Here is a 20661-nt window from a genome sequence, read left to right as displayed (position 1 = left end):
GTTCGGCGCTGAGGTTGAATGCGTCCGGCGAGTGCGGAATCGTGGCTCGGACACCGCGCTGGCCGGTGCGGTGTCCCGCAACCGGAAGGAGAGCGACTTGCTCACCCTGACCGAGAACGCCAACACGATCGCGGCGACAATCGTCGCCCAGCAGGCCACGACCCCGGATGCGGGACTGCGCATCCACTCGTCGGGTACGGAGGCCGAGCCGCGCTTCGCGGTGACCATCGTCCCGACCGCCGAACCCGGTGACGCGGTCATCGGCGACGAGGACCTGCACGTCTTCCTCGAGAAGGCCGCTGCCGAGGCTCTCGACGACAAGGTGCTCGATGCCGCCGTCGACGAGCAGGGGGCGGTGTCGTTCACGCTGCTCCCCCAGCCGGCCTGACGGGCCGTCACAGACCGGAAGAGCCGCCGTCTCCCCTCGGGACGGCGGCTCTTCTGCTGTGTTCGGCCGCTCGGCGCAGGACGCCGGCGGGGATGAGGTCAGCCCTCGGGCGTGCGGTTCTCGGCGCTGACCATCCAGGCGAACTGCTCGAGCTTCTCGATGATGGTGTGCAGGATGTCCGCCGAGGTCGGATCCTCCTCGTCGACGGCATCGTGCACCGAGCGCATGGTGGCCACCGTCGCCTCCAGCCGGCGGGTGATGAGGTCGACAGTGTCGGTCGTCGACACCTCGCCGGCGGGGAACTCGGGCAGCGTGGTGGATCCCGCGATCGTCGCGCTGCGTCCATCCGGCACGGCGTGCAGCGCCCGCATCCTCTCTGCGACATCGTCGCTGAAGGCGCGTGCCGCCGCGATGATCTCGTCGAGTTGGCGGTGCATGTCGCGGAAGTTGCGGCCGACGACGTTCCAGTGCGCCTGCTTGCCCTGAAGCGAGAGCTCGATCAGGTCGACGAGCACCGCCTGCAAGTCGCGGCTGAGCGTCGCCGAGGCCGTGAAGCCCTTCTCGGCGTTCTGACGATCTGTCGTCTCGGCACCGGCCGTCTTCTTCGCCGATCCGGACTTCTTCGCGGACGTGCTGCTCTTCGCCGTGCGCTTGTCTGCCATGTTCATCACCTCGTGGATTCTGCGATGTTCGTCTGGTCTGCGCGCTCGGGGGAACGCGCGCAGCGAAGCTAACATCGGGTCGAGCGCGGTCACGAGGGGGTTGATTTACCGTGCTGCGACGGCGTACGCGTTGAGGGTGCCATCAGGTCGAGAGCATGCAGAGAGGGAGCAGAGGATGCCGGATCAGGACCACGTCGCAGGGATCGACGATGACGACCTCGTCATCGCCGCGATCTCACCGGATGATGCCGGTGAGGTGATGACGCTGCAGCGGGCCGCGTTCGTCTCAGAGGCGCAGATCTACGGCAGCGTCGACATGCCGCCGCTCACGCAGACCCTCGAGGCCGTCCGCGCCGAGCTGACGGACTGCGCCGGCTGGACCGCGCGCATCGGCGGACGACTGGTGGGAGCGATCCGGGGCAGTCTCGACGGCGACCTGCTGCTCATCGGGCGGATCGCGATCGCCCCCGACATGCAGGGCGAGGGTATCGGACGGCGGCTGCTCGAGGTCGCCGAGCAGCGCAGCGGAGCTGCCGCGGCCGAGCTGTTCACCGGCAGCCGCAGCGAGGCGAACCTGCGGCTGTACGAGTCGTGCGGCTACCGGGTCAGCGAGCGCGTACCGCAGGACGACGGCACTGAGCAGGTGTTCCTGCACAAGCCGCTGCGCAGCTGAGTCTCAGGCGCTCACCGCGACGGAGCGCGGGTGCAGCGTGTCCCACACCGTGCGGAACGCGCGGTGCAGCATCGCGATGAACACGACCGCCCACACGAGCACGGCGACGACGAGCGCCACTCGGCCGACGGCGCCAGCCGCCGGAAGCTCATCGGCGGTGCCGAGTGAGATCGAGGCCACCGCGAACATGCCGATCGGGAAGACCATCGACCACAGCGTCGGCACGTAGCGCAGCGGCACGCGATGCACCAGGTGACGCCAGAAGCCCGCGCCGATCAGCAGCGGGATGAGCCATAGGCAGAACACCCAGAAGATCACGACGGTCGCGGCGATCAGCGGTCTCACGGCATCCACCATGGGCGTCCGGCCGGTCTCGACGATGCCCGCCCCCGCCACCACCGCGATCGCCAGTGCACCCATCGCGACCCAGTAGGCCGGATCGAACTGCACCGGCGTCACGCCGAAGTGCACGACGCGCAGCAGCACGAGCATCGCCATCGCCGCGTACAGGATGGCGCCCACTGACCACGCGAGCACCGCGAGCAGGCCCACCCACGGTGCGGCCACGGCATCCGCATGGGGGCGCAGCTGCGCCATTCCGACGGCCAGCGATTGGCTGGCCACGGCCCAGATGAACCAGGTGCCGTTCGCGCGGGCGAGAATGGGTTTGCCGTCGCGAGTCATCAGCACCTGCCAGGGCAGCACGTAGCCGAACACGAACCAGAGCGCGGCGGCGAGCAGGAACAGCGGCGCGGCGATGCCGATCAGCCCTTCCTTGGCCAGGCGCACCCCGAGCACGTCGGTGGCGGCCACCACGGTGAAGAAGGCGAATGCGATCTCGGGGTTCCGCAGATCTGCCACGACCTGATGCGGGTACGCGATCGCGCGCCAGACGTACATCACCCACAGCACCAGGTACAGCACGGCCGCGATCCACATCATTGCGATCGACAGCGGCTCGACGCCGACGTCGTGCAGCCCGATCGACACGATGCCGGTGCCCATCACGGCCGCGAAGTAGCCCGGCGCCAGCTGGGCGATCGACTCCCGAACCGGATTCATGAGCAGATCATAGGACGTGGAGCCCGCCGACTCACCGTCGACGCGGCCGGATCAATCCCAGTCGAGGTACTCCTCGATCACGACCGCGGTCTCGATCGGGTGGGTGGCGGGGAAGTAGTGATCGGCGCCGGCGATGCGTGCGATGCTCGCGCGCTCGGGCGCCGTCGCCTGCAGCGCCTCGGCGTGAGCGGCGTGAGTGACCTCGTCGTTCTCGGCCTGGATGATCAGGACCGGGATGCCGGAGGCCAGGGCGATCTGCTCGTCCTCCACGCCCAGCAGCAGCAGGCCGTTGACGAGCTCGTGGTGCTGTGCGGCGAAGACGCGGGCGACGGTGCCGCCGTGACCGTGTCCGCCGATCCAGGTGTCGGCGATCCCGAGATGCGCGAGCACCGCGGCCGCGTCGGCGGCACGGTCGGATGCGGTGATGCCGTCGGCTGCGGCACGCGCGCCGATGCGGATGACGCGGAACCCCGCCTCCTCGGCGAGGTAGTGCGCTATGACGCCGAGGCCGTCGGCCTCGAGAGCGCGGTTCGTGATCAGCGCCAGGGTGACCGGCCCCTCGCCCTCTTCGACGAAGGGCACGGCGCGTCCCGCGGGCTCGAAGATGCTGGGTTCAGTCACTGTGGTGGGGTCACTTCCGGTCGGCTGACGGCTCGTACGCGGCCATCGACCAGCGTACCCGGGGCGTCGCAGAACCCCCTGCACGGGCGCTCTCGAGGCACCGCTTGTACACCCGGAATCGGCGAATCCCGGGCACGACACGCGTGATTGCATACCCTCACAAACGCGATTGCACCACAGGGTTTTTCACGGCTTCGACCCTACATATGGACTTTTCAAGACGGTCGACCACTACATATAGTGGTCGAGCGCACCGGTGGTCGGAAGGGCGCAGACAACGCGACAACTCGAGGAGAACACCATGCGCACACCGGAATCCCGCCCCGAACCGCGAACGGTCGAGGTCGGAAGCACGATCGACGAATACCTCTCGCGCGGCGACTGGCGCGTCAACGCGAATGCCAACCAGGGCTACTCGCTGGGAGGCCTGATCCTCAACTCAGCCGGCAAGCTGATCGCCAACTACTGGCTCGACGAGGTCTACGCTCCCGAGGCGGGCATCGCCCACCGCGAGGGCGACCTGCACATCCACGACCTGGACATGTTCGCCGGGTACTGCGCCGGCTGGTCGCTGCGCATGCTGCTGGAGGAGGGCTTCAACGGCGCCCCCGGCAAGATCGCATCGTCCGCGCCGAAGCACCTCACCAGCGCGCTCGGGCAGATGGTCAACTTCCTGGGCACCCTGCAGAACGAGTGGGCCGGCGCGCAGGCGTTCAGCTCGTTCGACACCTACCTCGCCCCGTTCGTGCGTCTGGACGGACTGACCTACGAGCAGGTCGAGCAGGCGATCCAGGAGTTCATCTTCAACCTCAACGTCCCCTCGCGCTGGGGCACGCAGACCCCGTTCACGAACCTGACGTTCGACTGGACCGTTCCCGACGACCTCGCCGAGCAGCACCCGCTCATCGGTGGCGCCGTGTGCGACTTCACGTACGCCGATCTCACCGAGGAGATGGCCGTGATCAACCGTGCGTTCATCGCGGTGATGAGCCAGGGCGACTCCGACGGACGCTCGTTCACCTTCCCGATCCCCACCTACAACATCACCAAGGATTTCGACTGGGACGGACCGCTCGTCGACGAGCTCTTCGCGATGACCGCGAAGTACGGCCTGCCCTATTTCCAGAACTTCGTGAACTCCGACCTCGACCCGCACATGATCCGCTCGATGTGCTGCCGTCTGCAGCTCGACCTGACCGAGCTGCTCAAGCGCGGCAATGGACTGTTCGGCTCCGCCGAGCAGACCGGATCGCTCGGTGTGGTGACGGTGAACTGCGCGCGGCTCGGCTTCGTGCACTCCGGTGACATGGATGCTGTGCTGCACCGCCTCGACGAGCTGGTCGAGATCGCCCGCGACACCCTCGAGGCCAAGCGCCGCGTGATCGATCACCACATCGAGGGCGGGCTGTTCCCGTACACCAAGCGGTACCTGGGCAACCTGAACAATCACTTCTCGACGATCGGGGTGAACGGGCTCAACGAGTTCGTGCGCAACTTCACGCGCGACACCACCGACATCACCTCGGATGAGGGACAGGAGCTCGTCGGTGCTCTGCTCGACCACGTGCGGGCGCGCATGGTCGAGTTCCAGGAGGCCACCGGCAACATGTACAACCTCGAGGCCAGCCCCGCGGAGGGTGCGACGTACCGGCTCGCGAAGTCGGACATCGAGCGGTTCGGCAAGGCGATCGTGCACGCCGGCACCGAGGCGAACCCGTACTACACGAACTCGTCGCAGCTGCCGGTCGGGTACACCGACGACGCGTTCGAGGCGATGGAGTTGCAGGAGGCGCTGCAGGGCAAGTACACCGGCGGCACGGTGCTGCACCTGTACATGGGCGAGGCGATGGTCTCGGCTGAGGCGTGCAAGACGCTGGTGCGCCGGTGCCTGGCCGGCTTCCGCCTGCCGTACATCACGGTCACCCCGACCTTCTCGATCTGCCCGCAGCACGGCTACGTGTCGGGTCACCACGAGGAGTGCCCCGACTGCGGCCAGCAGTGCGAGGTGTGGACGCGCGTGATGGGCTACTTCCGCCCGATCTCGTCGTTCAACATCGGCAAGAAGGGCGAGGCTGCCGAGCGGCTGTACTTCGACCAGGCACTGGTGCCGTCAGCATGAGCGCGCAGCGTGCCGGTGGTGCGGTCGATCTGAGGGTGGCAGGGATGTCGCGGCTGTCGAGTGTCGACTGGCCCGGCAAGCTCGTCAGCACGGTGTTCCTGCAGGGATGCCCGTGGGACTGCTTCTACTGCCACAACCCCGCCCTGATCGATCCGCGAACCGCCGGCACGCTGCCGTGGTCGAAGGTGTGGCAGCACCTGACCCGCCGGGTCGGGCTGCTCGACGGCGTCGTGTTCTCCGGCGGCGAGCCGACCATGCAGCACGCGCTGCCCGATGCGGTCGCCGCCGTGCGCGGACTCGGTTTCGGCGTCGGACTGCACACGGGTGGTGCGTATCCGAGCCGTCTCGAGAGCCTGCTGCCGAAGCTGGACTGGATCGGCCTCGACATCAAGGCGACCTCAGCGAACTACGAGCAGGTCGTCGGGCGTCCGGGGGCGAGCGATCGCGCCTGGCAGAGCCTCGGGATGATCATCGCCGAACAGCAGCGTCGCGGTGACGACGCGCCGCTGGGCCTCGAGGTGCGCACGACCGTGCACTCCGCGGCGGTGGACGAGCACGACCTCGACGAGCTGTCGGCACGTCTGGCCGAAGCCGGGGTGCGCACGTGGGCGCTGCAGCGGTTCCGCGACACCGGCACCCGCGATGTGCTCCCCCGCGTTACCGCGCCGGGCCGGCGGGTCGACCTCGACGGCGTCGACGACGACCGGTTCGAGCAGGTCATCCGGCGCTGAGTCCACGCATCACAGACCCCCGGCCCCCATCGTGCGCGACCACCCGCGCGGTGGGGGCCGGGCAGCGTTTCAGCCCAGCGTTTCAGCCGCAGGGGTCTCAGCCGCAGAACGGGTCGAGCGAGGTCTTCACGGCCTCGACGGCCTCGATCGCCTCGGGTGCGGTCGGGTCGGCCGTCTGGGCCAGTCGCTCGGCATTCGACCGGATGAGGTCGCCGACCTCACCGCCGATGTCATCCGCAACGCCTTCCAGGGTGCTCACCAGGTCATCCCGGGCCGCGGCGGCCTGATCGGCGGTGACGTCGCCCTGATCGAGCAGCCCCTCGTACTGCGTGTAGACGTCGTCGAACGAGGTGCACACCTGCTGCACATCGACGCCCACGGCGTCTCCGGCGAACTGCGCGACCTGAGAGCAGCCGGCGAGCAAGCCGATGGCGAGAAGAGGAAGAACGGCGAATCGACGCATGCCGCGAGCGTATCCGCTCGGCCTCTGCGTCCCTGTCAGGATCGGGATCTGAACCCTGCTGCGCGCGGCGTCGTGTTCCCAGTGTCGACGCCGCACACCGGCGCCGACGACGAATCCAGTGTCAACGAAGTCAGGAGTCATCATGCACATCGTCACGCGCGCCGCATCCGTCACCGCGATCGCGCTGCTCGCCGTCGGCGGTGCCGCCGCCGCGAGCGCCGCACCGGCCATCCCGCTGAACAACGGACAGGAGACGACGGATGCCAAGGGCGGCGGGCACGGAATGTTCAGCTACATGATCGAGGGCGATCAGTTCTGCTACACCCTCGACGTCACCGGCCTGACCGTCCCTGCGGCCGCCGCACACGTGCACAGCGCTCCGCGCGGCGAGGCCGGCCCGATCCGCATCCCGCTCAGCGTGCCGAACGCCACGTCGTTCCACGTCGAGGACTGCACCACGGTCTCGGATCCCGCGATCCTCGCCGGCGTGCAGGCTGACCCGAGCGGCTGGTACGTCAACGTGCACACCGCGACGTACCCGGGCGGAGAGGTGCGCGGGCAGCTCAAGTGATCGAAGGCCAACTCGAGTGATCTAGAGGGTGGGTCGCGGCTGCGCACCGGATGACCGCGCGGACGCCGGGTCGGCTGGGTAGAGTCCTGGCTGTGACGCATTCGGTGGTAGTCGTGGCCCATCCCCGTCAGGGCAGCTTCGTGCACGCGCTCGGCGAGGCCGCCGCGGCGGCGCTCTCGGATGCCGGACACGAGGTCGTCGTCCACGACCTGTACGTCGACGGCTTCAACCCGGTGCTCGATCCCGCTGAGGCGACGACCACCCGGCAGGCGGGCGAATCCGCCTTCACCGCGGGCGCGGACGCCCTGACGGCCCGGTACCGCCGTGACCTCTCGACGGCGCACACGCTGGTCGTCGCGCATCCGAACTGGTGGGGCAAACCACCGGCGATCATGGCGGGCTGGATGGATCCCGTGCTCGCTCCAGGGGTCGTCTACGAACTGCAGAGTGCGGACGGCGAGCCCACGAGCCTGCTACCGCTGCGTCGGCTGGTCGTGCTCAACACCGGTGACACCCCGCTGCAGCGCGAGACCGAGTTCTTCGGCGATCCGCTGGCATCCATCTGGGAACGCTGCGTCGGTGCCTACCTCGGCGACGCGACCGTCGGTCGCCTCTTGGCGACTCCCCTTGGCGGCTCGACGCCGGAGCAGCGTCAGGCCTGGCTGGCAGAGGCGCGTCGGCTGGCGGTGTCAGCCGGCTGAGCCGACGACGTCGATCGAGACGCCGCGCGTCGGCGCCGCGCGTCGGCGCCGCCCGGCGGGGTCGCGCGGTCGATGCGGTGCGCAGCGCGGAGCGCAGGCTGTCCACCGCCGCGGCCATCCGACGCACATGCGTCGCGCACCTACTCGATGGTGCGATTCACTTCATCGAGGTGCGAACGCCAGCGCGCAGCCGTCCTGTCCTCAGCCATGGATTCCGACCTCCGTTGAGTTCCGCTGCTTTCGGAAGGCCTGTGACGACATCCTCTTCACGCGACCTTCAACGGTGTGATCGCGGCGATCGTGTCCCGAAGAGCACGACGCTTGAGGCGCAGCTCGTAGTTCGACTGCAGGTTCATCCAGAACTCCTCGGACGTCCCGAAGTACCGTGCCAGACGAACCGCCGTGTCGGCTGTGATTCCACGCTTGCCGTGCACGATCTCGTTGATCCGCCTGGGCGGTACCCCGATGGCGACGGCCAGTCTGTTCTGCGTGATCCCGAAACCCTCGATGAAGTCCTCCATCAGGATCTCCCCCGGATGGATCGGTTCGATCAGATCACCGTCAGTGATAGTCGACGAGTTCGACAACCTCGGCACCTCCCTCTCTCCAGGTGAAGCAGATCCGCCACTGCACATTCACGCGGATGCTGTACTGACCGCGACGATCGCCGACCAGTCGCTCCAGCCTGTTCCCAGGCGGAATCCGGAGGTCGTCGACGTCTTTCGCCGCGTGGATGAGTTCGAGCTTCCGCAGGGTCGCTCGCTGCACCGAACGGTCGATGCGCTTGACGTATTGCTCGTGCCAGACGCGCTCGGTGTCCTTGTTCCCGAACGACCTGATCACGCGACCAGCATATGACGGAACTCGTTAATAACGCTAGACGTCAATCCGATCGCTGCCGGATCCCGGCGCCATTGAGCCGCGCGACAAGCGCGTCTGCGATCTCGTCGATGCTTCGCGCCGATGTGTCGTACTCGAGCACGTCATCGGACCAGACGGCGTACTCGGCGCGACGGCGCTGAACGTCAGCCCAGGTCGGCTCGCCTACATGCGCGAGGCCGCGTTCCCTGTTCTGAAGGCGCCGCTCATGCTCCTGCTCATCGGGGAGCATGAGGTGCACGAAGTCGAGTCGCGCGTCGGTTCGCGAGGCGGCTGTTCGCCAGGTCTGCCGCGCCGCATCACTGTCGTTGACCGCGTCGACCACGATGTCGTGTCCCAGCCGCAGATTCAGTTCGGCCATCGCGCGGGCAGCTTCATAGGCGGCGACGCCCACCTTCCAGCCCAACGGCAGCCCGCAGGCGAGGATCGCCTCTTCGATCACGTCGATGGAGAGGTGAACCGTACCGCATCGCTCGGCGAGCGCCTCAGCGACGCTGGTCTTCCCGACTCCCGGAAGACCAGCGACCACCACCAGGCGCCGGGTCACGCGACCCTCGACCGTCGGCGAGTTCCACCATCGGTGCTGACGCCTGAACGGGTCGGCCACCACCAACGACGCCTCGAGCCGCGGTCTCGTTCGCGATCAGCTCTGCGTCGGGCCGCGTCGCGGTAGTCCTTGAGCGCCGGACCGAAGACGGATGGCGGCAGAGTCAGCGGCGCCCGGCTCAGCTCGCATCCTGCCAACTGGTCGCTGATGACTCCGGGAATCAACCGCATCCCGCGGGCTCCTTTCAGGGAGCGTCGGAGTTCGCGACTCTGTTCGGTGAGGCGCATCACCCAGGATGAGTCGACCTCAGCGAGCGTTGCGGCGTCACCCAGGTCTCTGCGGTCCATACGACCCAGGCTAGCCTGTCGTCGGTGACGCCCGAACGCCATACCCGGCTCCACCGGAGGGCGCGGCCAGACGTTGAAGCGGAGCTCCGTCGGATGGCGTCAGAGCTCGGCATCACGACGCATGGCGCGAATTGGTGTGACTGATCGTCCGGCCATGAGTGTCGATCGTTCGGGATCCCACGCCAACCGCGCTGTTACCGTGACCTGATGTCGACAATCATCCTGATCAGACATGCGCAGGCTACGGGGCATGAGACGGCAGACCCGCCGTTGAGTGCCACCGGACGACGACAAGCCTCTCTGCTCGCCGCACGGCTCGAGAACACGCGCGCTGACGTCATTCTGTACGGACCTCGTCGCCGGGCTCGCCAGACTGCCGAAATACTGGGCGATTCGCTTGACAGTCCGGTGCAGCTGACCAGCCTTCTCGAGGACCGGACTCCCCATCCGTCGCCCGAGCGACTGGGCGAATATCCGCCCCATCGCAGGGACTTCCTCGACGAGACGCCCGTCGAAGAGCGAGACATCGATGGTGACGGCATCGCCGTCGCGTGGCGTCAGCTCACCGAGATGATTAGCGATCAGGTGATCATCGCCGTCACGCACGCGTTCGTCATCGGGTCGTTCGTCAGCCACGCGCTCGGCGCTCCGGCCGATGCCTGGCTGAGACTCCCGATCGCGAACGCCAGCATCACCGAGCTCCAGTCTCGCCCGGCCGGCGAGTGGGCGGTCGCGAGCGTGAGCGATACCGGCCACCTCACCAGCCTCTGAAGCCGATCAGACGTTGAACCGGAACTCCACGACGTCGCCGTCCTGCATGACGTAGTCCTTGCCCTCCAGGCGAGCCTTGCCCTTGGCGCGGGCCTCGGCGACCGAGCCGGTCTCGACGAGATCCTCGAACGAGATGACTTCAGCCTTGATGAAGCCCTTCTCGAAGTCGGTGTGGATCACGCCGGCGGCCTGCGGAGCCTTCCAGCCCTTGCCGATCGTCCAGGCGCGAGCCTCCTTGGGCCCTGCGGTCAGGTAGGTCTGCAGGCCGAGGGTGTCGAATCCCACACGCGCCAGCTGGTCGAGGCCCGACTCGTCCTGCCCGGTCGAGGCGAGCAGCTCGGCGGCATCCTCCGGGTCGAGGTCGATGAGTTCCGACTCGATCTTCGCGTCGAGGAAGATCGCCTTCGCCGGCGCGACCAGCGCCGCCAGCTCCGCCTTGCGCGCGGCATCCGTCAGCACCGACTCGTCGACGTTGAAGACGAAGATCACCGGCTTCGCGGTGAGCAGACCCAGCTCGCGGACCGGCGCGAGGTCGATCCCGCTCACCGACAGCAGGATTCCGCGCTCGAGAGCATCCTGCGCAGCCTTCGCGGTCTCGAGGACGACCGGGTCGGTCTTCTTGCCGCGGACCTCCTTCTCAAGACGCACGATGGCCTTCTCGAGGGTCTGCAGATCGGCGAGCATCAGCTCGGCGTTGATGGTCTCGAGGTCGTTCTGCGGGTTGATGGCGCCCTCGACGTGCACGACGTCGTCATCGGCGAAGCCGCGGACGACCTGTGCGATCGCGTCGGCCTCGCGGATGTTCGCGAGGAACTGGTTGCCCAGTCCCTCCCCCTCGCTCGCCCCGCGCACGATGCCGGCGATGTCAACGAACGACACCGTCGCGGGCAGGATGCGCTCGCTGCCGAAGATGCCCGCGAGCACGTTCAGGCGCGCATCCGGCAGGCTGACCACCCCGACGTTCGGCTCGATCGTCGCGAACGGGTAGTTCGCCGCGAGCACGTCGTTCTTGGTCAGCGCGTTGAAGAGGGTGGACTTGCCGACGTTGGGCAGTCCTACGATTCCGATGGTGAGAGCCACGGGGCAAGAGTCTACCGGTGACGGATGCCCTCCCCCGGCGAACGGCTACGACCGCAGCGCCCGGAACGCCCGCGTCACGTTGCGACACGCAGCCCTGTCGGAAGGCGCGCGCCCGGCTCATACTGGAGCCGTGGACGACTGCTGCGCACCTCACACGCCCGGCGGATACGATCGCGAGTTCGGTGACCGCTTCGCGCGCAGGCTCGCGCGCGATTACGACCGCAACGGCCTCACGCCGACGGCACGGCGGATGGTCGACTTCGTCTCCCGGGGCGGCGTCGAGGGGGCGACCGTCCTCGAGGTCGGCGGCGGGATCGGCGACATCCAGCTCGAGCTCCTCAAGCGCGGGGCGGCGAAGGCGACGAACCTCGAGCTGTCGGGTGCGTACGAGAGCGAAGCGCGGCGGATGCTGCGGAATGCCGGGCTCCTCGCCCGGGCCGAGCGGGTGCTGGGCGTCGACCTGGCCGCCACCCCGGATGCCGTCGACCCCGCCGACATCGTGGTGCTCAACCGCGTCGTCTGCTGCTATCCGGACTACGTCCGGCTGCTGGGTGCGGCGGCGGATCACGCGCGCCGGGCGATCGTGTTCAGCCACCCGCCGCGGAACTGGTTCACACGTACCGGCGTGGCCGTGGTGAACAGCTGGTGCCGGATGGTCGGGCACGAGTACCGGGCTTTCGCGCACTCACCGGCCGAGATGGTCGCCGTGCTCGAGAGTCACGGGCTCGTGCCACGCTACCGGCACACCGAGCGGGTCTGGTGCATCGTCGGCGCCGAACGGGCGTGACCGGCAGGTCGCGGATGCGGCGATCCCGGCGCGCCTGGCGGCTGGGCCCGCCCGCACGCACGAGAGTGGTGTCGTGCCACTGGATTTCACCGCCATCGACTTCGAGACAGCGAACTCCAGTCCTGCGTCGGCGTGCTCTGTCGGGCTCGTCCGCGTCCGCGACGGCGAGGTCGTCGCGCAGACCGGCTGGCTGATCCGTCCGCCCGCGGGCCACGACGTCTTCAACGAGTGGAACACGCGCATCCACGGCATCCGCGCGCACGATGTGATCGGCGCCGCCACCTGGGTGCAGCAGCTCGACCGGCTGTGCGGCTTCGCCGGGGGCGACGTGCTCGTCGCCCACAACGCCGGCTTCGACATCAACGTGCTGCGCCGTGCCTGCGAGGCGACCGGCATCGCGGCTCCGCCGTATCGTTCGCTGTGCTCGCTGGCGGTCGCCCGCAAGACCTACGATCTCGATTCGTACCGGCTGCCGAAGGCGGCCGCGGCCGCCGGTTTCGGGGAGTTCTCTCACCACGACGCCCTCGCCGATGCCCGCGCGTGCGCGCAGATCATCATCGACGCTGCCCGCCGTGCGGGCGTGAGCGACGTCGACGCCCTGGGCTCCGCCCTGAGTGTGCCGCTGACGGCTCCCCTGGCGTCCACTCCCGAGCGCGCCGTCGCCTGACCGGCGCCGGCGACCCGTACGGGTCGCCTCAACGACGAATGCCGCGGCGGATGCGCTGTCGGATGCTGCGCCGGATGCTCAGGCGCCGCCGGGCACGCCCGAGAGCAGGGCGACGACGATCCCGGATGTCAGCAGGAAGGCGCCGATCATCCACCACGAACTGATCTCGTGCCCCTCGGCACGACGCACGCGGAACAGGACGTCCTTGCGGCGGGCCGGATCGAACCCGGGCTGAGCGGTCGGTGCCGACTTCTGCGCCGCGATCGCGGCGATCTGCGCGTCGGTGATGCGCAGGATGCGACCGGTCTTCGTGGTGATGTGCTGAGCGCGGCTCGACGTCCCGGTCTGCTCCTGAGATGACATCCCGCGATCTCCTGTTCCTGGCCTGCCGGCGCGAAGGCGCGCCGGTACGCCTACATTGTGCCAGGCGTGGCTGTGAATGCCAGTAGCCCCGGTCAGTGCCGCGTGCGGCGCCCGGCGCCGGCTCAGGCGTCGCTCAGAGCCACTTCGAGACGAGGTGATCCGAGACGATGCGACGCAGGGTGCCCGAGGCGCTGCGCAGCACGACGCTCTCGGTGTAGAGGTAGTCGCCCTCTCGGCTCACGCCGCGCACGAGCTGGCCGTCGGTCACACCGGTGGCGACGAAGATCGTGTTGTTGCCCTTGACGAGGTCGTCGGCCTCGTAGACCGTGTCCATCTTGAGCCCGGCATCGATGCCGCGCTGGCGCTCTTCGTCGTCGCGGGGCCACAGGATGCCCTGGATGTGACCGCCGAGCGCCTTGATGGCGCAGGCGGTGACGATGCCCTCTGGACTGCCGCCGATGCCGACGCACATGTCGGTGCGCGCGGTGTGCCGGGCCGCGTTGATGCCGCCGGCGACGTCGCCGTCGCTCATCAGGCGGGTGCCGGCACCGGCATCCCGGATCTCCTGGATGAGCTGCTCGTGACGGGGCCGGTGCAGCACCGAGACCACCATCTCCTCCACCGGCTTGCCGAGGGCCTTGGCCAGGCGGCGGATGTTCTCGCCGATCGGCAGCCGGATGTCGACCACGCCGACACCCGCGGGGCCGGTGACGAGCTTGTCCATGTAGAAGACGCTCGAGGCGTCGAGCATCGTGCCGCGATCCGAGACCGCCAGCACCGACAGCGCGTTCTGGCGTCCCGCCGCGGTCAGCGAGGTGCCGTCGATGGGGTCGACGGCGATGTCGCACTCGGGGCCGCGCCCGGTGCCGACCTCCTCGCCGTTGAACAGCATCGGGGCGTTGTCCTTCTCGCCCTCGCCGATCACCACGCGACCCTGGAAGTCGACGGTGCCGAGGAACGCGCGCATCGCGTCGACGGCCGCGCCGTCAGCGGCCTCCTTCGCACCGCGGCCGATGAACGGCACGGCCCGGATCGCTGCGGCCTCGGTGGCTCGGACGAGCTCGAGTGCGAGGTTGCGGTCGGGACGAAGGGGGCTGAGATCGGCTGTAAGGCTCACCATGCCGGTCAGCCTAACCATCGCGAGGGTCGGAATCGGCGAGTTTTCCCGCTTTCCGAGTGAAGGATTCGCCGTTCTTTACAGCATCTCAAGAACGAGATCCGGGGCGCGCGCAACAGCCGAGAAGAACCTGCATCCGCGCGGCTAAAGTGAGCATGACCCCCGCACACAGAAGCAGGAGAACCCATGCCCGTCGCCACTCCGGATCAGTACGCAGAGATGCTCGACCGCGCGAAGGCCGGTGGCTTCGCGTACCCCGCTTTCAACGTCTCCAGCTCGCAGACGATCAACTCCGTGCTGCAGGGTCTGACCGACGCCGGCTCGGACGGCATCATCCAGGTCACCACGGGTGGTGCCGACTACTTCGCCGGCCACACGGTCAAGGCCCGCGCCACCGGCGCGCTCGCCTTCGCCCGCTACGCGACCGAGGTCGCCAAGAGCTACCCGATCACCGTCGCACTGCACACCGACCACTGCCCCAAGGACGCCCTGCCCGGCTTCGTCGAGCCGCTCATCGCGGCCAGCGAGGAAGAGGTCAAGGCCGGCCGCAACCCGATCTTCCAGTCGCACATGTGGGACGGATCGGCCGTGCCGCTCGACGAGAACATCGAGATCGCCCGCACGCTGCTCCCCCGCATGAAGAACATCAACGCGATCCTCGAGGTCGAGATCGGTGTCGTCGGCGGCGAGGAGGACGGCGTCGCGCACGAGGGCTCGAACGAGGCCCTCTACACGACCTTCGCCGACGTCGACCAGGCCGTTCAGGCACTGGGCCTGGGCGAGCAGGGCCGCTACATCGCAGCGCTCACCTTCGGCAACGTGCACGGCGTGTACAAGCCGGGCGGCGTCAAGCTGCGCCCCGAGCTGCTGGGCGAGATCCAGGCGCAGGTCGCCGAGAAGTACAACACCGGCGCGAAGCCGCTCGACCTCGTCTTCCACGGCGGCTCGGGCTCGAGCGACGACGAGATCGCGACCGCGGTCGCCAACGGCGTCATCAAGATGAACATCGACACCGACACGCAGTACGCGTACACGCGTGCGATCGCCGACTACATGTTCAAGAACTACGAAGGCGTCCTGAAGGTGGACGGCGAGGTCGGCAACAAGAAGCTGTACGACCCGCGCGCCTGGGGCAAGATCGCCGAGTCGGCGATGGCCGCCCGCGTGGTCGCCTCGACCCGCCAGCTCGGCTCATACGGCCAGTCCAAGAGCTGACCCAGCTCGGTCTCGCCTGAACATTCGTTATTACTGACGAGCCCCAAGAGAGCACGGCGTGTCGCAGGCTCGACACGCCGTGCTCTTCCCCGGCCGTCAGTGATCCGGAACGACGAAGGCGCCGTCGGATGTCATCCGGCGGCGCCTTCGTCGTTGTCCCGAACGCCTCGCTCAGGACCCGGGAGACAGCTCAGCGGAGCCGATCGGTTGGAAGACCTGGCCGGACTCCTCGACGTCGACCTCGACCGTGTCGACCTCGACATCGCCGCGCAGGCGTGACACGGCATCCGAGAACTGCTTCTCCAGTGCCGCGATGGCCGCCTCAGCGTCTCCTGCGCCCAGCGCGTCCAGCAGCACCTGGTACGTCGGCGAGATCGATCGGCGCACCGAGTAGCCGTCGACGACGCTGAAGCTCACGATGCGGGTCTGCATCACCAGCGTCGCCATCGCCCGGGTCATCCGCTCGCTTCCGGCCGCATCGACGAGCACCTGGTGGAACTCCAGATCCGCATCGCCGATCGCGCGCGCATCGTCGCCCTCGCTGGCTGCGGCCAGATCGTCGAAAGCCTGCCTGACCCGGCCCAGCGCCTCGACATCCGCGGTGCGCGCGACGCGTCGCGCCGCCTGGGCCTCGATGGCCAGCCGCATCTCGTAGACATCCGCGATGTCGTCGCCCTCGATCGAGGCGACACTCATGCCGCGTCCGGGCACGGCGACCAGGATGCCCTCCTGCACCAGCCGCTGCGCGGCCTCGCGCAGCGGCCCGCGGCTCACCCCCAGCTGTGCGGCGATCTCGACCTCGCCGAGTGATGCGCCCACGGCGAGCGCTCCGGAGAAGATCGCCTTGCGCAACTCGATCGCGATGAGGTCGACGGTCGACAGCCGCGGCACGCGCAGCACGGCCGCCCGGCCGACGGAGCGCGGCAGGTCACGGGGCATATGGATCTCCTCATCCGCTGGACGCCTGTTGCGTCGTCTCTCAATTGTCCCCTGTGCACTGCCGCGATCATCTCAGCACCCGGGGCAACATTTTTGTCTCATTGTCGACAATCTGCACGTCCGATTGTACGCAGGTAGACAATCTCCCGTATCGTGTTCCGCGGTCGCGACCCACCCTGGCCGCGACCCACGGTCACCAGGAGGAGCAACATGAGCACGCGCACGCCCCGAATCGCACTCGCCGCACTGGGAGTGATCACACTCGCCCTCGCCGGCTGCTCGGCAGCCGACGGCGGCAACGGCGGAGGCGACGCCGCCGAGGGCGCCCAGACGACGCTCGAGAAGGCGCAGGAGTCCGGCACCATCACGCTCGCCGTGGCATCCGAGCGCCCCTACTCGTGGGTCGAGGACGGCGAGCCGACCGGCGCCACCGTCGCCCTGCACAAGGAGATCTTCAGCAACCTCGGCATCGACGACATCAAGGTCGAGGAGGTCGACTGGAACTCGCTCATCCCGGGCCTGAACGCCGGCCGCTGGGATGTCATCAGCGCGGGCATGTCGATCCTGCCCGATCGCTGCAAGCAGGCCGCCTTCAGCGACCCCGAGATCATGTACACCACCACGCTGGCGGTGCCGAAGGGCAACCCGCAGAACCTCAGCGACCTCGACTCGGTCGCCGCGAACGGCGAGGTCACCCTGGCCGTGCAGTCGGGAGCCATCGAAGAGGGCTACGCCGAGGATCTCGGCATCACCGACGTCATCAAGGTCGACAGCGCCACCGCCGGTCTCGAGGCGGTGCAGTCGGGCCGGGCGGATGCCTTCGCCCTGACCGCCGTGTCGCTGAACTGGATGACCAAGGACAGCGACGACCTCGAGACCACCGGGGCGTTCGTGCAGGAGATCGACGGCGTCGAGCAGATCGGCGCAGGAGCGACCGTCTTCCGCAAGGAGGACACCGAGCTGCTCAAGGCCTACAACGAGGAGCTGGCGAAGATCACCGGCGACGAGCAGGCCTACCTCGACCTGGTCGAGCCGTTCGGATTCACCGCCGAGAACCTGCCGCCCGCCGACCTCACCACCGAGCAGCTCTGCGCGGGCGACCTCGGCTGACACCCCTCCCCTGACGTGACAGAGAATCTCGAGGCGCTCCAGCGGGCGCTGCCCTACCTGTTCGACGGTCTGCTGATCACCGTCGAGCTCACGGTGGGCGGCGCCCTGCTGGCGTTCGCCATCGCCATCGCACTGGGCCTGCTGGCCCGGTTCGAGAACATCGTGCTGCGCGGCTTCGCGCGCATCGTGATCGAGGTGTTCCGCGGCACCTCACTGCTGGTGCAGCTGTTCTTCCTGTTCTTCGTGCTTCCGCTGCCGCCCTTCAACCTCGAACTGCCGCCCGTGCTGGTCGGCATCCTCGGCCTGGGTCTGAACTACGGCGCCTACGGCGCCGAGGTGGTGCGCGGTTCGATCAACGCCGTGCCGCGCGGGCAGTGGGAGGCGACGACGGCGCTCAGCCTGTCGCGCGCCCAGCGCATGTGGCGCGTGGTCTTCCCGCAGGCGTGGGCACTGATGATCCCGTCGCTGACCAACCTGCTGATCCAGCTGCTCAAGGGCACCGCCGTGGTCTACCTGATCACCATCGTCGACCTCACCGCCGAGCTGAACCGGCTGCGCGTCGACACCGACGTGTTCTTCGCCTACTCCCTGGGACTGGTCGTCTACTTCGTGATCGCCTACATCCTCACGCTCGCCATGAACGCCCTCGAAGCACGCGCCAAGCACCGCCTCGGTCAGGGCACCCGGCTGCGTGAAGCGGTCGCGGCGCCCACCGTCGACGCGGAAGGGGATCGCGCATGAACGACGAACGCGTCATCTGGAACTGGGACCACGTCTTCGCCGCGCTCCCCGACATGCTGTGGGCCTTCCTCACCGTCACCCTCTACGTGACCGTGCTCGGAAGCCTCATCGCCGCGGTGCTGGGGCTCATCATCGCGCTGGCACGCAAGAGCACCCCCCGCCCCGTCGCCGGGCTTCTGACTTTCGTGATGAACTTCATCCGCATGACCCCGCTGGTCGTGCAGCTGCTGTTCGCGTACTACGCCTTCGTCACCGTGCCGCCGCTGACGCTGGGCATCATCATCTTCGGCATCCACTACGCCACCTACATGGCCGAGGTGTACCGCGCCGGGATCGATGCGGTGCCCCGCGGGCAGTGGGAGGCCGCGACCGCCCTGTCGATGTCGCGCCGCCGCACCTGGTCGGCGGTCGTCATCCCGCAGGCGCTGCGCTCGACGCTGCCTGCACTCGGCAACTATGTCATCTCGATGTTCAAGGAGACCCCGTTCCTCGCGGTCATCACCGTCACCGACATGGTGCGCGCCGCCCAGCTGTACGGCGGATCGCACTTCCGGTTCATCGAAGCCATCACCATGGCGGGGATCCTGTTCCTCGTCGCGAGCTACCCGACCTCGCTGCTCATCGGGCGATTGGAGAAGCGCCTTGCCTACACGACCTGACACCCACACCGGAGCCATCGCCCTCGCAGACGGCGTCGTGCCAGCCATCCGCTTCGACAGGGTCGAGAAGCGCTTCGGCGAGCAGACCGTGCTGCACGACCTCGACTTCACCGTGCGCAAGGGCGACCGCGTCACCCTGATCGGCCCCAGCGGTTCGGGGAAGACGACGATCCTGCGCCTGGTGATGACGCTCGAAGAGGCGAACGGCGGTTACATCCTCATTGACGGGCAGCCGCTCACGCACGTCGAGCGCGGCGGTAAGCGCGTCGAGCTGAAGGAGAAGCACCGCAACGAGATGCGCAAGCGCATCGGCATGGTCTTCCAGCAGTTCAACCTGTTCCCCAACATGACCGTGCTCGAGAACATCATCGAGGCCCCCGTGCACGTGCTGAGGGTGCCGAAGGCGCAGGCCGTCGCCCGTGCCCGCGAACTGCTCGAGATGGTCGGGCTGCCCGACAAGGCCGACGCGCACCCGACGCAGCTCTCGGGCGGTCAGCAGCAGCGGGTGGCCATCGCCAGGGCCCTGGCCATGGAGCCCGAGATCCTGCTGCTCGACGAGGTCACCAGCGCACTCGACCCCGAGGTGGTCGGCGAGGTGCTGAACATCCTGCGCGACGTCGCCCGCGACACGGATGTGACGATGCTGATCGTCACACACGAGATGCAGTTCGCCCGGGACGTGTCGAACCGGGTGCTGATGTTCGACGGCGGCCGCATCGTCGAGGAGGGTTCTCCCGAGCAGATCTTCACGGCCCCGCAGGAGCAGCGCACCAAGGACTTCCTCGCCGCCGTTCTCTGACCGGCTGTGCGCTGACCGGGAGTGCGCTGAACTCGTGACCGGGCCCCGTGCGGCCGGCCCCGTTGCGGACCGCACGGGGCGGATCACCGGATCGGCGGGACCTCAGCCCTCGATCTTCTCCCCCGCCGGGGTGAGCACCCACCAGATGCCGCCGACGCCCTGGCCGTTCACGTCGCCCGCGGCCGCGTCACCGGCGAAGGTGTACAGCGGCCAGCCGTCGAGCGTGATCTGCAGGTCGCCCTCAGGGGTCTCGATCGTGCCCAGCTCGCCGGTCACGCCCTCCACTTCGGGCATCTCGGATTCGGTGAGGATCGGCGGCCACTTGGTCAGGCAGTCGCCCGTGCACGAGCTGGCGTCCGCACCCTGGGTGTCGTTGTCGAACATGTACGCCGTCATCCTGTCGCCGGTCACGACGATCTCGCCGAGCGAGCTGTCGGCGACCATGAGATCACTCCCGGATGCCGCCGGCTCCGACGCCTCGGACGAGGACTCGGACGACGGCGCACCGTAGCCGGATCCGCCGTCATCACCCATCCCCGGATCGGTGTCGGCCGTGCCACCTCCGCAGCCGGCGAGCACGAGTGCGAGGGCGAGGCCGCCGATCGCGAATGCCTTGCGCATGATGCCGTCCTTTCGTCAGGCGGGCCGC

General features: G+C 68.2%; 26 protein-coding genes. 14 read left to right on the top strand and 12 right to left on the bottom strand.

Annotated features, from left to right (window positions below; genetic code table 11):
- Positions 1–97 precede the first annotated feature (97 nt).
- Positions 98–388, top strand: a complete 291-nt coding sequence (locus H7694_RS04755) for a Fe-S cluster assembly protein HesB (RefSeq protein ID WP_193598399.1) — start codon at positions 98–100, stop codon at positions 386–388.
- 98 nt (positions 389–486) lie between these two features.
- Here H7694_RS04755 and H7694_RS04750 read toward each other — a convergent pair whose 3' ends face one another.
- Complete coding sequence (locus H7694_RS04750; protein ID WP_413782926.1) at positions 487–1050, bottom strand: Dps family protein; 564 nt, start codon at positions 1048–1050, stop codon at positions 487–489.
- 175 nt (positions 1051–1225) lie between these two features.
- On the opposite strand from H7694_RS04750, the gene H7694_RS04745 reads away from it, so the two are divergent.
- Positions 1226–1723 (top strand): GNAT family N-acetyltransferase, encoded by a 498-nt coding sequence (locus H7694_RS04745; RefSeq protein ID WP_193598398.1) that lies wholly within the window; start codon positions 1226–1228, stop codon positions 1721–1723.
- A gap of 3 nt (positions 1724–1726) precedes the next feature.
- On the opposite strand, the gene H7694_RS04740 is transcribed toward H7694_RS04745, so the two are convergent.
- Both H7694_RS04740 and H7694_RS04735 read right to left on the bottom strand, forming a co-directional pair.
- On the bottom strand, positions 1727–2785 hold the full coding sequence (locus H7694_RS04740; RefSeq protein WP_193598397.1) for a tellurite resistance/C4-dicarboxylate transporter family protein: 1059 nt from the start codon (positions 2783–2785) through the stop codon (positions 1727–1729).
- Positions 2786–2836: 51 nt separating this feature from the next.
- The gene (locus H7694_RS04735) at positions 2837–3406 is read right to left on the bottom strand and encodes an alpha/beta fold hydrolase (RefSeq protein ID WP_227468291.1); all 570 of its coding nucleotides are present in this window, start codon (positions 3404–3406) and stop codon (positions 2837–2839) included.
- A gap of 301 nt (positions 3407–3707) precedes the next feature.
- On the opposite strand from H7694_RS04735, the gene H7694_RS04730 reads away from it, so the two are divergent.
- Positions 3708–5525: a ribonucleoside triphosphate reductase gene (locus H7694_RS04730; RefSeq protein ID WP_193598395.1), complete on the top strand. Its 1818-nt coding sequence runs from the start codon at positions 3708–3710 to the stop codon at positions 5523–5525.
- Positions 5522–6256, top strand: a complete 735-nt coding sequence (locus H7694_RS04725; RefSeq protein WP_193598394.1) for an anaerobic ribonucleoside-triphosphate reductase activating protein — start codon at positions 5522–5524, stop codon at positions 6254–6256. The genes H7694_RS04730 and H7694_RS04725 overlap by 4 nt, the downstream gene beginning before the upstream one ends.
- Positions 6257–6353: 97 nt before the next feature.
- Here H7694_RS04725 and H7694_RS04720 read toward each other — a convergent pair whose 3' ends face one another.
- Positions 6354–6719: a hypothetical protein gene (locus H7694_RS04720; protein WP_193598393.1), complete on the bottom strand. Its 366-nt coding sequence runs from the start codon at positions 6717–6719 to the stop codon at positions 6354–6356.
- A 142-nt stretch (positions 6720–6861) separates the two neighbouring features.
- Here H7694_RS04720 and H7694_RS04715 point away from each other — a divergent pair, with 142 nt between their 5' ends.
- On the top strand, positions 6862–7290 hold the full coding sequence (locus H7694_RS04715) for a CHRD domain-containing protein (protein ID WP_193598392.1): 429 nt from the start codon (positions 6862–6864) through the stop codon (positions 7288–7290).
- A gap of 92 nt (positions 7291–7382) precedes the next feature.
- On the top strand, positions 7383–7991 hold the full coding sequence (locus H7694_RS04710; protein ID WP_227468290.1) for an NAD(P)H-dependent oxidoreductase: 609 nt from the start codon (positions 7383–7385) through the stop codon (positions 7989–7991).
- Positions 7992–8257: 266 nt separating this feature from the next.
- Here H7694_RS04710 and H7694_RS04705 read toward each other — a convergent pair whose 3' ends face one another.
- The 3 genes from H7694_RS04705 to H7694_RS04695 are packed head-to-tail and all read right to left on the bottom strand — an operon-like array spanning position 8258 to position 9417.
- Positions 8258–8560 (bottom strand): HigA family addiction module antitoxin, encoded by a 303-nt coding sequence (locus H7694_RS04705; protein ID WP_413782935.1) that lies wholly within the window; start codon positions 8558–8560, stop codon positions 8258–8260.
- Complete coding sequence (locus H7694_RS04700) at positions 8553–8834, bottom strand: type II toxin-antitoxin system RelE/ParE family toxin (protein WP_193598389.1); 282 nt, start codon at positions 8832–8834, stop codon at positions 8553–8555. The genes H7694_RS04705 and H7694_RS04700 overlap by 8 nt, the downstream gene beginning before the upstream one ends.
- A 40-nt stretch (positions 8835–8874) precedes the next feature.
- On the bottom strand, positions 8875–9417 hold the full coding sequence (locus H7694_RS04695) for an AAA family ATPase (protein WP_227468289.1): 543 nt from the start codon (positions 9415–9417) through the stop codon (positions 8875–8877).
- A 554-nt stretch (positions 9418–9971) separates the two neighbouring features.
- Between H7694_RS04695 and H7694_RS04690 the strand changes: the two genes are divergently transcribed.
- Positions 9972–10535, top strand: coding sequence for a histidine phosphatase family protein (locus H7694_RS04690; protein ID WP_193598387.1), 564 nt, complete (start codon positions 9972–9974; stop codon positions 10533–10535).
- 6 nt (positions 10536–10541) lie between these two features.
- Here H7694_RS04690 and ychF read toward each other — a convergent pair whose 3' ends face one another.
- On the bottom strand, positions 10542–11615 hold the full coding sequence (gene ychF, locus H7694_RS04685) for a redox-regulated ATPase YchF (protein WP_193598386.1): 1074 nt from the start codon (positions 11613–11615) through the stop codon (positions 10542–10544).
- A gap of 130 nt (positions 11616–11745) precedes the next feature.
- Between ychF and H7694_RS04680 the strand changes: the two genes are divergently transcribed.
- Both H7694_RS04680 and H7694_RS04675 read left to right on the top strand, forming a co-directional pair.
- On the top strand, positions 11746–12402 hold the full coding sequence (locus H7694_RS04680; protein WP_193598385.1) for a class I SAM-dependent methyltransferase: 657 nt from the start codon (positions 11746–11748) through the stop codon (positions 12400–12402).
- 73 nt (positions 12403–12475) lie between these two features.
- On the top strand, positions 12476–13069 hold the full coding sequence (locus H7694_RS04675) for a 3'-5' exonuclease (protein ID WP_193598384.1): 594 nt from the start codon (positions 12476–12478) through the stop codon (positions 13067–13069).
- Between the two features lie 78 nt (positions 13070–13147).
- Here the strand turns inward: H7694_RS04675 and H7694_RS04670 are convergent, their stop codons facing one another.
- A complete protein-coding gene (locus H7694_RS04670; RefSeq protein ID WP_193598383.1) occupies positions 13148–13432 on the bottom strand; it encodes a hypothetical protein in 285 nt (94 codons plus the stop codon).
- A gap of 133 nt (positions 13433–13565) precedes the next feature.
- Positions 13566–14552 carry a class II fructose-bisphosphatase gene (gene glpX / locus H7694_RS04665; RefSeq protein ID WP_193598382.1) on the bottom strand — a complete coding sequence of 329 codons (987 nt, stop codon included), beginning with the start codon at positions 14550–14552 and terminating at the stop codon, positions 13566–13568.
- 183 nt (positions 14553–14735) lie between these two features.
- Here glpX and fbaA point away from each other — a divergent pair, with 183 nt between their 5' ends.
- Positions 14736–15764 carry a class II fructose-bisphosphate aldolase gene (gene fbaA, locus H7694_RS04660; protein ID WP_193598381.1) on the top strand — a complete coding sequence of 343 codons (1029 nt, stop codon included), beginning with the start codon at positions 14736–14738 and terminating at the stop codon, positions 15762–15764.
- 171 nt (positions 15765–15935) lie between these two features.
- Here fbaA and H7694_RS04655 read toward each other — a convergent pair whose 3' ends face one another.
- Positions 15936–16703, bottom strand: a complete 768-nt coding sequence (locus tag H7694_RS04655) for a GntR family transcriptional regulator (RefSeq protein WP_193598380.1) — start codon at positions 16701–16703, stop codon at positions 15936–15938.
- A 210-nt stretch (positions 16704–16913) separates the two neighbouring features.
- Here H7694_RS04655 and ehuB point away from each other — a divergent pair, with 210 nt between their 5' ends.
- Genes ehuB through ehuA form a run of 4 tightly spaced genes read left to right on the top strand, consistent with a single transcriptional unit; the run spans position 16914 to position 20012 of the window.
- Entirely contained in the window at positions 16914–17813 is a 900-nt protein-coding gene (gene ehuB / locus H7694_RS04650) for an ectoine/hydroxyectoine ABC transporter substrate-binding protein EhuB (protein ID WP_193598379.1), read from the top strand.
- A gap of 15 nt (positions 17814–17828) precedes the next feature.
- The gene (gene ehuC / locus H7694_RS04645; RefSeq protein WP_193598378.1) at positions 17829–18554 is read left to right on the top strand and encodes an ectoine/hydroxyectoine ABC transporter permease subunit EhuC; all 726 of its coding nucleotides are present in this window, start codon (positions 17829–17831) and stop codon (positions 18552–18554) included.
- Positions 18551–19213, top strand: a complete 663-nt coding sequence (gene ehuD / locus H7694_RS04640; RefSeq protein WP_193598377.1) for an ectoine/hydroxyectoine ABC transporter permease subunit EhuD — start codon at positions 18551–18553, stop codon at positions 19211–19213. Before ehuC ends, ehuD begins: the two co-directional genes overlap by 4 nt.
- Positions 19214–19229: 16 nt before the next feature.
- Positions 19230–20012 carry an ectoine/hydroxyectoine ABC transporter ATP-binding protein EhuA gene (gene ehuA / locus H7694_RS04635; RefSeq protein ID WP_319805278.1) on the top strand — a complete coding sequence of 261 codons (783 nt, stop codon included), beginning with the start codon at positions 19230–19232 and terminating at the stop codon, positions 20010–20012.
- A gap of 102 nt (positions 20013–20114) precedes the next feature.
- Here ehuA and H7694_RS04630 read toward each other — a convergent pair whose 3' ends face one another.
- The gene (locus tag H7694_RS04630) at positions 20115–20633 is read right to left on the bottom strand and encodes a hypothetical protein (RefSeq protein ID WP_193598376.1); all 519 of its coding nucleotides are present in this window, start codon (positions 20631–20633) and stop codon (positions 20115–20117) included.
- Between the last annotated feature and the right edge of the window lie 28 nt (positions 20634–20661).

It is taken from the genome of Microbacterium sp. YJN-G, from assembly GCF_015040615.1.
In the GTDB taxonomy this organism is placed as follows: Bacteria; Actinomycetota; Actinomycetes; order Actinomycetales; family Microbacteriaceae; genus Microbacterium.
This window is presented reverse-complemented; position numbering and strand designations above follow the sequence as displayed.